This is a genomic window from Actinoplanes sp. NPDC048967 (genome assembly GCF_040649415.1).
Taxonomy (GTDB): domain Bacteria; phylum Actinomycetota; class Actinomycetes; order Mycobacteriales; family Micromonosporaceae; genus Actinoplanes.
The window spans coordinates 406,167-418,894 of record NZ_JBEZFL010000003.1 but is presented as its reverse complement, the minus strand read 5'-3'; the positions used below and the strand labels follow the sequence as shown (position 1 = coordinate 418,894).

At 68.6% G+C, this 12,728-nt stretch carries 14 protein-coding genes; 10 read left to right on the top strand and 4 right to left on the bottom strand.

Translation table 11 applies throughout. The annotated features are described in order from the left end of the window. The first annotated feature begins 71 nt into the window (after window positions 1–71). From AB0C12_RS14485 to polA, 8 genes are all read left to right on the top strand, one after another. Window positions 72–1,022 (top strand): branched-chain amino acid ABC transporter permease, encoded by a 951-nt coding sequence (locus tag AB0C12_RS14485; protein ID WP_360547867.1) that lies wholly within the window; start codon window positions 72–74, stop codon window positions 1,020–1,022. Then, on the top strand, window positions 1,019–2,194 hold the full coding sequence (locus AB0C12_RS14480; RefSeq protein WP_360547865.1) for a branched-chain amino acid ABC transporter permease: 1,176 nt from the start codon (window positions 1,019–1,021) through the stop codon (window positions 2,192–2,194). The genes AB0C12_RS14485 and AB0C12_RS14480 overlap by 4 nt, the downstream gene beginning before the upstream one ends. A 91-nt stretch (window positions 2,195–2,285) precedes the next feature. Beyond that, on the top strand, window positions 2,286–3,062 hold the full coding sequence (locus AB0C12_RS14475; protein ID WP_360549006.1) for an ABC transporter ATP-binding protein: 777 nt from the start codon (window positions 2,286–2,288) through the stop codon (window positions 3,060–3,062). Beyond that, window positions 3,052–3,762 (top strand): ABC transporter ATP-binding protein, encoded by a 711-nt coding sequence (locus AB0C12_RS14470; protein ID WP_360547863.1) that lies wholly within the window; start codon window positions 3,052–3,054, stop codon window positions 3,760–3,762. The genes AB0C12_RS14475 and AB0C12_RS14470 overlap by 11 nt, the downstream gene beginning before the upstream one ends. Window positions 3,763–3,795: 33 nt before the next feature. Beyond that, a complete protein-coding gene (locus AB0C12_RS14465; RefSeq protein ID WP_360549004.1) occupies window positions 3,796–4,707 on the top strand; it encodes an ABC transporter substrate-binding protein in 912 nt (303 codons plus the stop codon). Between the two features lie 8 nt (window positions 4,708–4,715). Beyond that, window positions 4,716–5,711: an amino acid ABC transporter permease gene (locus tag AB0C12_RS14460; protein ID WP_360547861.1), complete on the top strand. Its 996-nt coding sequence runs from the start codon at window positions 4,716–4,718 to the stop codon at window positions 5,709–5,711. Continuing rightward, window positions 5,708–6,472: an amino acid ABC transporter ATP-binding protein gene (locus AB0C12_RS14455; RefSeq protein ID WP_360547859.1), complete on the top strand. Its 765-nt coding sequence runs from the start codon at window positions 5,708–5,710 to the stop codon at window positions 6,470–6,472. Before AB0C12_RS14460 ends, AB0C12_RS14455 begins: the two co-directional genes overlap by 4 nt. A 54-nt stretch (window positions 6,473–6,526) precedes the next feature. Next, window positions 6,527–9,220 carry a DNA polymerase I gene (gene polA / locus AB0C12_RS14450; protein ID WP_360547857.1) on the top strand — a complete coding sequence of 898 codons (2,694 nt, stop codon included), beginning with the start codon at window positions 6,527–6,529 and terminating at the stop codon, window positions 9,218–9,220. A 22-nt stretch (window positions 9,221–9,242) separates the two neighbouring features. On the opposite strand, the gene AB0C12_RS14445 is transcribed toward polA, so the two are convergent. Further along, on the bottom strand, window positions 9,243–9,518 hold the full coding sequence (locus AB0C12_RS14445; RefSeq protein WP_360547855.1) for a transcriptional regulator: 276 nt from the start codon (window positions 9,516–9,518) through the stop codon (window positions 9,243–9,245). A gap of 325 nt (window positions 9,519–9,843) precedes the next feature. On the opposite strand from AB0C12_RS14445, the gene AB0C12_RS14440 reads away from it, so the two are divergent. Continuing rightward, entirely contained in the window at window positions 9,844–10,056 is a 213-nt protein-coding gene (locus AB0C12_RS14440) for a hypothetical protein (protein ID WP_360547853.1), read from the top strand. Between the two features lie 382 nt (window positions 10,057–10,438). Then, window positions 10,439–10,783 carry a metalloregulator ArsR/SmtB family transcription factor gene (locus AB0C12_RS14435; protein ID WP_360549002.1) on the top strand — a complete coding sequence of 115 codons (345 nt, stop codon included), beginning with the start codon at window positions 10,439–10,441 and terminating at the stop codon, window positions 10,781–10,783. Window positions 10,784–11,237: 454 nt separating this feature from the next. On the opposite strand, the gene AB0C12_RS14430 is transcribed toward AB0C12_RS14435, so the two are convergent. From AB0C12_RS14430 to AB0C12_RS14420, 3 genes are read right to left on the bottom strand one after another with little or no spacing between them, the layout of a single operon-like run. Further along, the gene (locus AB0C12_RS14430; protein ID WP_360547851.1) at window positions 11,238–11,561 is read right to left on the bottom strand and encodes a DUF3140 domain-containing protein; all 324 of its coding nucleotides are present in this window, start codon (window positions 11,559–11,561) and stop codon (window positions 11,238–11,240) included. Then, window positions 11,554–11,769, bottom strand: a complete 216-nt coding sequence (locus AB0C12_RS14425) for a DUF2945 domain-containing protein (protein ID WP_360547849.1) — start codon at window positions 11,767–11,769, stop codon at window positions 11,554–11,556. Before AB0C12_RS14425 ends, AB0C12_RS14430 begins: the two co-directional genes overlap by 8 nt. Before the next feature lie 17 nt (window positions 11,770–11,786). Further along, the gene (locus tag AB0C12_RS14420) at window positions 11,787–12,605 is read right to left on the bottom strand and encodes a class I SAM-dependent methyltransferase (RefSeq protein WP_360547847.1); all 819 of its coding nucleotides are present in this window, start codon (window positions 12,603–12,605) and stop codon (window positions 11,787–11,789) included. Between the last annotated feature and the right edge of the window lie 123 nt (window positions 12,606–12,728).

Here is a 12,728-nt window from a genome sequence, read left to right as displayed (position 1 = left end):
TACCTTTTCGTAGGGCCGGTGCGGCCGGATGATCTCCGGCCGCACCGACCTTCTCGTTTCAGGAGCCCCTTGTGAACTTCTCCGGTCTGATTCAGGACTTCGGGCCGCTCACGATCACGGGCCTGGCCCAGGGTGCGATCATCGCTCTCTTCGCCCTGGGCTACACCCTGGTCTACGGCGTTCTCCGCCTGATCAACTTCGCGCACTCCGAGGTCTTCCTGATCGGTTCGTACGCCTGCCTCGTCGTGTGGGGCTTCTTCGGACTCGACCAGAACTCGGCTACCCCCAACGTCATGAGCGTCATCGGCCTGTTGTTGCTGGGCCTGGTGGTGGCGATCGTTTTCTCCGGCCTCACCGCACTCGGTGTGGAGCTGGTGGCCTACCGGCCGCTGCGTAAGCGCAACGCGCCGCCGCTCGCGTTCCTCATCACCGCGATCGGCGCGTCCCTGTTCATCTCCGAGACCGTCGGCGTCATGACCCAGCGCAACATCAAGGGTGTGCCGCCGCTGATCCAACCGCGGGACGTCTTCGTCATCGGCAACATGCATGTCACGAATCTCCAGATTCTGATCATCGTGCTGGCGCTCGTGTCGATGTTCCTGCTGGACCGCTTCATCAACCGTTCGCGGCTGGGCCGGGGTATCCGCGCGGTGGCGCAGAACCCGGACAGTGCGGCGCTGATGGGCGTGAACAAGAGCCGCGTGATCTCCCTGGTCTTCCTGCTGGGTGGCCTGATGGCGGGTATCGCGGCGGTGATGTACGACCTGAAGATCGGTGTCACGCGGTTCGACGCCGGCTTCCTGCTGGGCATCGAGGCGTTCACCGCGGCGGTGCTCGGTGGTATCGGCAACCTGCGTGGCGCGCTGCTCGGCGGCCTGCTGCTGGGTCTGCTGCAGAACTACGCGGCCTCGCTGTTCGGCACCGAGTGGCTGCACGCCGCGTCGTTCGTGCTGCTGGTGTTGATCCTGCTGGTCCGTCCCACGGGCCTGCTGGGCGAGTCTCTCGGGAGGGCACGGGCATGACAACCGAGGCGACGAGTTCCCCCGCGCCGAAGACACCGGCCCCCGGGTCGATGTCCGCGCAGGAGAAGAAGAACGCCCGCGAGGATCGCGGCGGCGTACGCGGCTGGTACGGCCGGCAGCCCAAGATCGTGCGCATCGTGCTGGGTGTGGTCTTCGCCGCACTGGCGTTCCTGCTGCCGTACGTGGGCGAGATCCCGCTGCTCGGCCCGCAGATCGTCACGCAGGGCATCGACTGGCCGAGTGCGCTGTTCAACATGTCCTACTACGTGCTGCTGGCCCTGGGCCTGAACGTGGTGGTCGGTTTCGCCGGCCTGCTCGACCTGGGTTACGTCGGCTTCTTCGCCGTCGGCGCCTACACGGTCGCACTGCTCTCCTCGCCGGACAGCGTGCTGCGGACCGAGTGGGGCTGGCTGGCCGCGGTGCCGATCGGTCTCGCGGTGGCGATGCTCTCCGGCCTGGTCCTGGGTTATCCGACCCTGCGGCTGCGCGGCGACTATCTGGCCATCGTGACGCTGGGCTTCGCGGAGATCATCCGGATCGTGGCCACGAGCACCGAGACGCTGCGTGGTGACCGGGGTTTCTCGGACATCCCGCACCCGCCGGGTGAGTTCTCCGACGGCAAGCCGATCTTCGGCGTGGCCGACGCGATCCCGTACTACTGGCTGGGCCTCGCGGTGATCATTCTGGTCATCTTCGCGGTCCGAAACCTGGACAACAGCCGGGTCGGCCGTTCGTGGCTGGCGATCCGGGAGGATCAGGAAGCCGCCGAGATCATGGGCGTGCGAACGATCAAGTACAAGCTGTGGGCGTTCGCGATCGGCGCCTTCATCGGCGGCCTGGGCGGCGTGATGTTCGCCGGTCAGCAGGGCTTCATGAACTCGCAGACGTTCATCCTGCAGTTCTCGATCCTGGTGCTCGCCGGTGTGGTCATGGGTGGTTCCGGCAACATCGCCGGGGCGATCCTGGGTGGCGCGCTGATCTCGTACATCCCGGACCGGCTGCGGGGCATCGAGGACCCGATCTGGCACACCGACCTGTTCGGTTTCCGGTTCGCCATCTTCGGCGCGGTGATCATCGCGATCATGATCTTCCGCCCGCAGGGCCTGATCCCGAGCCGGCGCCGCGCGATGGAGCTCAAGGACCGCGAGAAGGAGGTGGCTCCCATTGAGTGAGCCGCATATCGAGACGCCGCAGGAGGCCGACGCGGCCAATGCGGGTCCCGTCGACAGGGCCGGGCCCAAGGACAACGCCACGGCGAAGCCGATCGGTGACGTCCTGCTCGAGGTGGACAACGTGACGTTGCGCTTCGGTGGTGTCGTCGCGCTCAACGAGGTCAGCTTCAGCCTGCGCAAGGGTGAGATCTTCGGTCTGATCGGCCCGAACGGGGCCGGCAAGACCACCTGCTTCAACGCCATGACCGGCGTGTACCGCCCGACCAGCGGCGGGATCCGGTTCCAGGGCCAGTCGATCGTCGGCAAGAAGAAGCACGAGATCACCCGCGGCGGGATCGCCCGCACGTTCCAGAACGTGCGGCTGTTCCCGGAGATGACCGCGCTGGAGAACGTGATGGTGGGCGCGGACGCCCACCACAAGACCAGCGTGATCGCCGCGTTGTTCCGGCTGCCCCGGCACCACCGCGAGGAGCGTACGGGCCGGGACCGGTCGTACCAGCTGCTCCGGTTCGTCGGCATCGAGCACCGCGCCGGCGACGTCGCGCGCAACCTGTCGTACGGCGAGCAGCGGCGCCTGGAGATCGCCCGGGCCCTGGCCACGAACCCGACGCTGCTGTGCCTGGACGAGCCGGCCGCCGGCTTCAACCCGGCGGAGAAGAAGGAGTTGCTCGCGCTGATCCGCAAGATCCGCGACAGCGGGGTGACCGTGCTGCTCATCGAGCACGACATGCGCCTGGTCATGGGCGTGACCGACCGGATCGTGGTGCTGGAGTTCGGCAAGAAGATCGCCGAGGGCACGCCCGCCGAGGTGCGGGACAACCCGGCTGTGATCGCGGCGTACCTGGGAGTGCCGACCGATGCTGCTTGAGCTGAAAGACGTCACGTTGATGTACGGGCGCATCCAGGCCCTGCACGGCATCAGCCTGAGCGTCGGCGAGGGCGAGATCGTCGCCCTGATCGGCGCGAACGGCGCCGGGAAGTCGACCACCATGCGGGCGATCTCCGGGCTGCGCCCGGTCGCCCAGGGGACGATCACCTTCAACGGCGAGGACATCACCAAGCTCCGCGCGGACCTGCGGGTCGTGCGGGGTGTCTCGCAGTCGCCGGAGGGCCGGGGCATCTTCCCCGGCATGTCGGTGCGCGAGAATCTGGAGATGGGCGCCTACACGCGCCGCAACCGGGCCGAGATCGACGAGGATCTGGACCGGGTGTTCACCCTTTTCCCGCGACTCCGGGAGCGCGAGAAGCAGGTCGGTGGCACCATGTCCGGCGGTGAGCAGCAGATGCTGGCGGTCGGCCGGGCGCTGATGAGCCGGCCCAAGCTGCTGCTGCTCGACGAGCCGTCGATGGGCCTGGCGCCCATGCTGATCCAGCAGATCTTCGACATCGTTGTGGAGATCAACCAGCAGGGCACGACCGTGCTCCTGGTTGAGCAGAACGCCCAGCAGGCGCTGTCCCGGGCACACCGGGCGTACGTGCTGGAGACCGGCGAGATCGTCAAGTCCGGTACCGGCGCCGAGCTGCTGACCGACCCCTCGGTCAAGGACGCCTACCTCGGCGTCGCTTGAGCCCACCCGAACACCATTGAGGAGTTGACGACGATGTTCCGCACCACCCCCATGCGGCGCGCGTTCGTGGGCCTGACCGCCGCGTTCGCGATGACCCTTTCTCTGACCGCCTGCGGCGAGGAGTCGGACGACCCGGGCACCGGCTCGGGCGCTCCGGTGCCGTCGGCTTCCGCCGACACCTCGCTGGCCGACAAGGTGCCGGCCGACATCAAGGCGGCCGGCAAGCTCATCATCGGTACGGACTCCACGTACGCGCCGAACGAGTACCTGGACGCCGACGGCAAGACGGTCATCGGCTTCGACGTGGACCTGTTCAACGCGGTGGCGCAGAAGCTGGGCCTGACCACCGAGTGGCAGTCGTCCAAGTTCGACGCGATCATCCCGGGCGTGACCTCCGGCAAGTACACCGTCGGGGTGTCCTCGTTCACCGTCAACGCCGAGCGGATGAAGGAGGCCACCATGGTGTCCTACTTCAACGCCGGCACGCAGTGGGCGGCCAAGACCGGGGCGACGATCAACCCGGACGACGCGTGCGGCAAGAAGGTCGCCGTGCAGGTCGGCACCGTGCAGCTCGACGACGTCACCGCGCGGTCGAAGAAGTGCACCGACGGCGGCAAGGCGAAGATCACGATCGACCAGTACCAGTCCCAGGCCGACGCGACCAACGCGGTCGTCTCGGGCAAGGACGAGGCCATGCTGGCGGACTCGCCGATCGGCGCGTACGCGGTGAAGCAGACCAACGGCCAGCTGGCCCTGGTCGGCGACATCTACGACTCGGCGCCGTACGGCTACGTCCTGCCGAAGGCGCAGGCGGAGTTCGGCGCCGCGATCGAGGCCGCGCTGGAGGCGTTGATCGCCGACGGCACGTACAAGACGATCCTCACCAAGTGGGGCGTCGAGGCCGGCGGCATCACCGACCCGGCCGTCAACCCGCAGGTCTCCTGACCCGCGCAATGACGACGGAGACACAGTCCGGACGGGCACGACCCGAGGCCATCAAGGCCGTGCCCGTCCGGCACCCCGGGCGCTGGGTGGCGATCGCGGTCCTGGCCGTGCTCGCCGCCATGTTCCTCCACCTGATCTTCACCAATGACCGGTTCAACTGGCACTTCATCTTCGTCAGCATGGGCGAGGGCAAGCGCGGGGCCATGTTCACCGGTCCGGTGCTGGAGGGTCTGCGCGGCACGCTGCTGCTGACCGTGCTGGCGATGGTGATCGGTGTCGGGCTGGGCATCGTGGTGGCGATCATGCGGTTGTCGACCAACCCGATCCTGTCCAGCGTCGCCTTCGTCTACACCTGGGTGTTCCGGGCGCTGCCCCGGCTGGTGCTGGCGATCCTCTTCGGCAACCTGGGCATCCTGTGGGAGCGGATCGGCTTCGGCCTGCCGTTCGACGCGCAGCTCGGCAACCTGTTCGGCATCCACGACCTGAACGCGCAGTTCTACAGCATCAAGGCCACCGACCTGCTCTCCGGCTTCCTGGCCGGTGTGCTGGCGCTGGGGCTGTCCGAGGCCGCGTACATGGCCGAGATCGTCCGGGCCGGCATCCAGTCCGTGGACGAGGGCCAGTCCGAGGCGGCGTCCGCGCTGGGTCTGTCCCGCGGTCAGGTGCTGCGCCGCATCGTGCTGCCCCAGGCGATGCGGGTGATCGTCCCGCCGACCGGCAACGAGACGATCGCGATGGTCAAGGACACGTCGCTGGTGGCTTTCGTACCGGTGTCGTTCGAGCTGTTCTTCCAGTTGCAGGCGATCAGCTCGCGCACGTTCATCGTGCTGCCCGTCCTGATCGCGGCCTGTCTCTGGTATCTGATCATCTGCAGTGTGCTGATGGTCGTGCAGTTCTTCGTGGAGCGGCACTTCAGCCGCGGTTACGGCACCGCCGGCAAGGCCCGGATGCGGCTCAGCGGCCTGTCGGCCGAGCAGGGCGGCGTGGGAGGGGCGGGAGCATGACCGACGAGATGGTGCGCGCCGAGAACGTGCACAAGTCCTTCGGCTCCCTGGAGGTGCTCAAGGGCATCGACCTCGTGGTGAGGCCGGGGGAGGTGAGCTGCGTGCTGGGTCCCTCGGGTTCGGGCAAGTCGACGTTCCTGCGGTGCATCAACCACCTGGAGAAGATCAACGCCGGCCGGATCTTCGTCGACGGCGACCTGATCGGCTATCGGGAGCGCGGCGGCAAGCTGCACGAGCTCCGGGAGAAGGAGGTCGCCGCGCAGCGCCGGGCCATCGGCATGGTGTTCCAGCGGTTCAACCTCTTCCCGCACATGACGGTGCTGCAGAACGTCATGGAGGCGCCCTGCCGGGTCAAGCGGGAGAACAAGGGCGAGGTCCGTGACCGCGCGGCGGCGCTGCTCGACCGGGTCGGCCTGGGCGAGAAGAAGGACAGCTACCCGAGTCAGCTCTCCGGCGGCCAGCAGCAGCGGGTGGCGATCGCCCGGGCGCTGGCCATGCGACCCAAGCTGATGCTCTTCGACGAGCCCACCAGCGCACTGGACCCCGAGCTGGTCGGCGAGGTCCTGGACGTGATGAAGGACCTGGCCCGGGACGGCATGACCATGATCGTGGTGACCCACGAGATCGGTTTCGCCCGCGAGGTCGGCGACTCGCTGATCTTCATGGACGGCGGCGTCGTGGTCGAGCAGGGACCTCCGCGCGAGGTCATCGGCAATCCGCAGCAGGAACGAACCAAGGCATTCCTGAGCAAGGTGCTGTGAAGCAGGCGGGGCGGTCCCGGTTCTTGTCGTACGGCGAGACTAGAGTTCTGCGACGTGAGTAACGACGCCCAGACCCCCCGCTTGCTGCTGCTCGATGGGCATTCGCTGGCCTATCGCGCCTTCTTCGCGCTGCCGGTGGAGAATTTCTCGACGCAGACGGGCCAGCCGACCAACGCCGTGTTCGGCTTCACGTCGATGCTGATCAACATGCTGCGGGACGAGAAGCCCACGCACATCGTGGTCGCCTTCGACGTCTCCCGGGTGTCGTTCCGCACCGAGAAGTACGCCGACTACAAGGCCGGCCGCGCCGAGACCCCGCAGCCGTTCCAGGGCCAGGTCAGCCTGGTCAAGGAGATCCTCGAGGCGCTGCGCATCCCGGTCGTGGAGAAACCCGGTTACGAGGCCGACGACGTCATCGGCACGCTGGCCTGCCAGGCCCGCGACGCCGGCATGGAGGTCGTCATCTCCACCGGCGACCGCGACGCGTTCCAGCTGGCCGGCGAGCACGTCACGATCCTCTACCCGGTCCGCGGCGTGTCCGAGGTCTGGCGGATGACCCCCGAGGCCATCGAGACGAAATACGGCGTCCCCCCGGGCCGCTACCGTGACAAGGCCGCCCTGGTCGGCGAGGCCAGCGACAACCTGCCCGGCGTGCCCGGCGTCGGCGACAAGACCGCGGCCAAGTGGATCAACCAGTACGGCGGGCTGGACGGCATCATCGCGCACGTCGACGAGATCAAGGGCAAGGCGGGGGAGAACCTGCGCGCCCACCTGGCCGACGTCATGCGCAACTACGAGCTCAACGGCCTGGTCTGCGACCTGGAGCTGCCGCTGCGTCCCGAGGACGTCAAGTGGCAGGGCTGGGACCGCGAGGCCGTGCACCAGGTCTTCGACGCGCTGGAGTTCCGGGTGCTGCGCGAGCGGCTCTACTCGTATCTCGACGCCGTCGAGCCCGAGGCGGAGTCCGGCTTCGACCTCTCCGGCACGGTCCTGGCCGCCGGTCAGGTCGAGGGCTGGCTGAGCGAGCACGCCCGCGAGGCGCCCGTCGGCGTCGCGGTCACCGGCCGCTTCGGCCGCGGCACCGGCGAGCTGACCGGCGTCGCGATCGCCACCGGTGACGGCCCGGCCGCCTGGTTCGACCCCACGACCCTCGACCAGAGCGACGAGCAGGCGGTCGCCGCCTGGCTGGCCGACCCCGACCGCCCCAAGGTCATCCACGAGGCCAAGCCGGCCATGCTGGCCTTCCGCGCGCACGGCTGGGCCCTGGCCGGCGTCCGCGTCGACACCGCGCTGGCGGCCTATCTGGCCAAGCCCGACCAGCGCGCCTACGACCTGACCGACCTGGCGCTGCGCTACCTCAAGCGCGAGCTGCGCGTCGACGCCCCGGAGACCGGCCAGCTGACCCTGGACGGCCTGGGCGACGACGAGGGCACCGCCGAGCAGAACGTCATGCTCCGCGCCCGCGCCACCCTCGACCTGGCCGACACGATCACCGAGGAGCTGTCCCGCGACGACGGCGCCTCCCAGCGCCTGCTGGCCGAGGTGGAGCAGCCGCTGGCGATCGTGCTGGGCGAGATGGAGCACGTCGGCATCGCCGCCGACACGGAATACCTCTCCGAGCTGGAGGCCCACTTCGCCGCGGAGGTGAAGGCGGCCCAGCAGGCGGCGCACGAGGTGGTCGGCCGCGAGTTCAACCTGGGCTCACCCAAGCAGCTGCAGGAGATCCTGTTCACCGAGCGCGGCCTGCCCAAGACCAAGAAGATCAAGTCCGGCTACACCACGGACGCGGACGCCCTGCAGAGCCTGTTCGCCCAGACCGGCGACCCCGTCCTGGAGCACCTGCTGCGCCACCGCGACGTGGCCAAGCTGAAGTCGACAGTGGACGGCCTGCTCAAGTCGGTCTCCGAGGACGGCCGCATCCACACGACGTTCAACCAGACGGTGGCGGCGACCGGCCGGCTGTCCTCGACCGACCCCAACCTGCAGAACATCCCGATCCGCACGCAGGAAGGCCGCCGCATCCGCCGCGCGTTCGTGGTCGGCGAGGGCTTCGAGTCGCTGATGACCGCCGACTACAGCCAGATCGAGATGCGCATCATGGCGCACCTGTCCAAGGACGAGGCCCTGATCGCGGCCTTCAACTCGGGCGCCGACTTCCACGCGGCCACGGCCTCGTCGGTCTTCCACGTCCCGGTCGAGGAGGTCGTCCCCGACCAGCGCCGCAAGATCAAGGCGATGAACTACGGCCTCGCGTACGGCCTGAGCGCCTTCGGCCTGTCCAACCAGCTCACCATCTCGACCGACGAAGCCCGCACCCTGATGGAGGAATACTTCCAGCGCTTCGGCGGCGTCCGCGACTACCTCCAGACGGTGGTCCGCCGCGCGGTCCAGGACGGCTACACGGCCACCATCCTCGGCCGCCGCCGCTACCTGCCCGACCTGAGCAGCGACAACCGCCAGCGCCGCGACATGGCCGAACGCATGGCCCTGAACGCCCCGATCCAGGGCTCGGCGGCCGACATCATCAAGATCGCCATGCTCCGCGTCGACGGCGCCCTGCGCACCGCCGGCCTGCGGTCCCGCATGCTCCTGCAGGTCCACGACGAGCTGGTCTTCGACGTGGCGCCGGGGGAGCGCGAGACGCTGGAGGCTCTGGTGCGGCAGGAGATGGGCGGGGCCTATCCGCTGTCCGTGCCGCTGGAGGTCTCGGTCGGAGTAGGCCAGGACTGGAACGGCGCCGACCACTAGAGGTCCGCACCGGGCGAATGCATCACCGATGCGAGTCGTCGCCGGCACCATGGTCCCGGTACGCCCTGGTGCCCTGACGGGTCAGCGACAACCACACCCGGCGCGAGTCGGTGCCGAGACGTTCCTGCCTGACGCACCCGGCATCGACGAGCGCCGCGACCTGCTTGCTCAAGGCTGACGGGCTCAGGTCAAGGTGGTCCTTGATCACCGACAGCTCCAGCGTGGTGCCCGCGGCGAGCATCGCGTAGATACGCAGCCGATGCGCCGGATGGATGACCGGGTCGAGCTCGTCGGTCACCGTGGTCGTCCCGTCGACGCCCGGTGAGCCACGCCGCCGGCGAGGAAGACGACGCCAGCGAGGGGGCGAGGCCAACAACCGGCCAAGCCCCCTCCACGACCTCGGCGATGGCCACCGCGACAACTACGCAGAGGGTCGAGGCGGCCACCGCGGCGAGAAAGGCCCGCCGGGCGGGCAGGGCCCACGGCGTCCGTATCCGGCACCCAGCCGTGACGTCGACACCGACAATGACCAAGGCAACGACGAGCAAGGCGGCGCTGCGAAGCTGGGGGAGCAGGGCCGTCAAGCCAAGACGGCCCCGGTCGGCGCGATCGCCTTGGCCGCCGTGATCGCCTTGGCCTGCGTGATCGCCGCCTTGGCCGCCGTGATCGCCTTGGCTGGTGTAATTGCCGCCGTGCCCGCCGTGCCCGCCGTGCCCGCCTTGCCCGCCTTGGCTGGCGTGATTGCCTTGGCTGATCGACGACGAACCCGGCGCCGCGGCTATCTGGCACGCGCCCGGCTGTCGTCGGTTGCGCCGTGCGTCTCGGGTCTTGGCTGACGAATCCGGGACGTCTCAGTCGGCGCAGTCCGCCCGGGCCTTCCGCCCCGCCGACATCGACGTCCGGTTGCGGTTAGTGACTTAGGCCACGCCTTTCAAGCGGGGAGTTGAAGGGGTCCGGTTGCCCCTTCGGGCGGTTTCTTCGGAGCGAGAGGTCAGCTTCGATACCTTCGACGGTGCCAGCTGCACCGTCCACCTCGGATTCCGTAGCTGGCCGAAGCGCACGCCCCCAGCCTCGACGACCCGGCCGAACCGTTGCTGTGTAATGCATTCTGGCTTTGCGCTACGGCTCCCTGGCGGTGTGGAGTCGTAGGGTGGATCTTCTAATCCGAGACTTGCTTCGGTTTGCAAGGGTGAGCCCATGCCGAGTTCTTCGACCGAGATGACTTCGTCGTCCAGTGCTTGGGCGCCCGTGGTCCGGCGGCCGCTCGATGCCGATCAGGCCCACGCCTTCGCGCCGATGTTCAAGGCGCTCGGCGACCCGGTGCGGCTGCGGCTGCTGTCGATGATCGCGTCCGCCGGCGGCGGCGAGGTGTGCGTCTGCGACCTCACCGGCTCGTTCCAGCTGACCGGCCCCACCATCTCCCACCACCTCAAGGTCCTGCGCGAAGCCGGCCTGGTCGACAGCGACCGCCGCGGCACGTGGGTCTACTACCGCCTCGTGCCGGCGGCGCTCGCCCTGCTGGCCGGCCTGCTGGACGTCAGCTCCGTCACCGCCGGAATCTGACCACCGGCCGGCGCCCGGCCGGAGGCGGCTCCGGCTGCATGCATTGGCTCGGCAAGCGTGCGGGTGGCTCGGCAACCGTGCGGGTGGCTCCACAAACGCGCGGTGGCTCGGCAAGCGTGCGTCGGCTCGGTAAGCGTGCGTCGGCTCGGTAAGCGTGCGTCGGCTCGGTAAGCGTGCGTCGGCTCGGTAAGCGTGCGTCGGCTCGGCAAGCATGCATCGGCTCGGCAAGCATGCATCGGCTCGGTAAGCGCGCGATGGCCCGGCAAGCATGCGTCGGCTCCGCAAACGTGCGGTGGCTCGGCAAGCATGCGGTGACCCGGCAATCGCACGATGGCTTCGCAAGCATGCGGTGGCTTCACAAACGTGCGATGGCTTCGCAATCCTGCAATCCGCCGACCGGCACCCGCGACGAGGCCGTGCAGCAGCGCTCAATCGTGGCCCCGAACCCCAGGGTCTACTTCTTCAACGGGTCGTGACCCCAGTTCATCAGCGAGTACCGCCACTTCGTTTCCTTGAGGTCGCCGTTCGGGCGCTGGGCCAGGTGCCGGTGGACGTACCCGGTCACCTTGCGCATGTGGGCCTCGTCCTCGTCCGTCAGGTCGCCCTTGCGGGTGTGCAGCAGCTTGATGATCTTCCGGCCCGAGTCGTGGCCCACCGATTCCGCCTTCTCCGACTTCTTCTGGCCGACCTCGCGGGATTCTTCCGTCTTCAGCCACTTCTCCAGCTCGCCGGCCGTCATGTTCACCGCCGCGCGGAAGTCCTCGTACACGTCAGTCACGGTGCAGCGCCCCCGGCTTGTGCACCGCTTCGCGGCCGGTCTTGTCGCTCTTGACCTTGTACTGCGGGTCGTCCTTCGACGCGTCGACCGTGCGGCCCGCCGCTTCGGTGCGCTTGGTGATCTTCTGCTCGACCTCGCCCTCGACCTTCTGGCCGTGGCTGCTCCACGACACGTGGTCGCCCTTGCTCAGGTTCTCGTCATGTGCCATGAGCTGCAGATACCCGGCTACGACGGCAAGTAACTCACGAAGATCGCGGTGCCCGGGAACAGCCGGCCGCGCAGCGGGCTCCACTGGCCCCAGATCTGCTCGTGGCCCTCCGGCCATTCCGGCTCGACCAGGTCCGTCAGCACGAAGCCCGCCGCGACCAGCTCACGGATCCGGTCGCCCAGAGTGCGGTGCTGCTCAACATAGGTCGGCACGCCGTCGGCGTCCTGTTCCACGTACGGCCAGCGGTCGAAATACGGGTGCACGGCCAGCAGGCCGTCCTCGCCCGGTTCGTCGAGGAAGATCCATCGCATCGGGTGGGTGAGCGAGAACACCCATTTCCCGCCCGGTTTCAGCACCCGGGCCACCTCGCGCATCACCGCGCCCGAGTCGGCCACGAACGGGATCGCACCGAACGCCGTGCAGACCACGTCGAACGAGGACGTGGCGAACGGCAGGGCCAGCGCGTCGGCCTGGACCAGCGGCACCCGTACCCCTGAGCGCTCGGCCGCCTCGCGGGCGTGCCGCAGCATGCCCGCCGACAGGTCCAACGCGACCGGGTCGGCACCTTGTCCGTCCAGCCAGCGGGCGCCGGCCGCCGCTCCCGCGCCCAGCTCCAGGATCCGTTTCCCGCGCACCTCGCCGAGCAGGCGCGCGTCGGCCTCCCGCAGCCCCTCCGGGCACCAGACGAAATCCACGTCGCCCAGGAACCTGCCGTGCTCGTCCTGGTAGTCGTCCGCGTCCAGGTCCCACCAGTGCCGGCTGGCGACCCGGCTCTCCGCATCGGTCACCGCCCGGCGCAGGGTGCCGGCCACGGTGGTTGGTTGCGCTTCGATCACGCTCAAACGGTACGGGGACCGTACGACACTTCCCGTCCGAGGCTCCCGGACCCCGCACCGGGCGCTCAAAACGCCACAAAACGGCCGCTCAGAGCGGTTCCGCGGGAACAATGTGCCTCGGTC

Bases quoted from the DNA above. Each gene is read 5' to 3' on its own strand.
- AB0C12_RS14460 (WP_360547861.1), top strand. From the start codon at position 4,716: ATGACGACGGAGACACAGTCCGGACGGGCACGACCCGAGGCCATCAAG.
- AB0C12_RS14435 (WP_360549002.1), top strand. From the start codon at position 10,439: ATGACTTCGTCGTCCAGTGCTTGGGCGCCCGTGGTCCGGCGGCCGCTC.
- AB0C12_RS14480 (WP_360547865.1), top strand. From the start codon at position 1,019: ATGACAACCGAGGCGACGAGTTCCCCCGCGCCGAAGACACCGGCCCCC.
- AB0C12_RS14455 (WP_360547859.1), top strand. From the start codon at position 5,708: ATGACCGACGAGATGGTGCGCGCCGAGAACGTGCACAAGTCCTTCGGC.
- AB0C12_RS14425 (WP_360547849.1), bottom strand. From the start codon at position 11,769: ATGGCACATGACGAGAACCTGAGCAAGGGCGACCACGTGTCGTGGAGC.
- AB0C12_RS14465 (WP_360549004.1), top strand. From the start codon at position 3,796: ATGTTCCGCACCACCCCCATGCGGCGCGCGTTCGTGGGCCTGACCGCC.
- AB0C12_RS14470 (WP_360547863.1), top strand. From the start codon at position 3,052: ATGCTGCTTGAGCTGAAAGACGTCACGTTGATGTACGGGCGCATCCAG.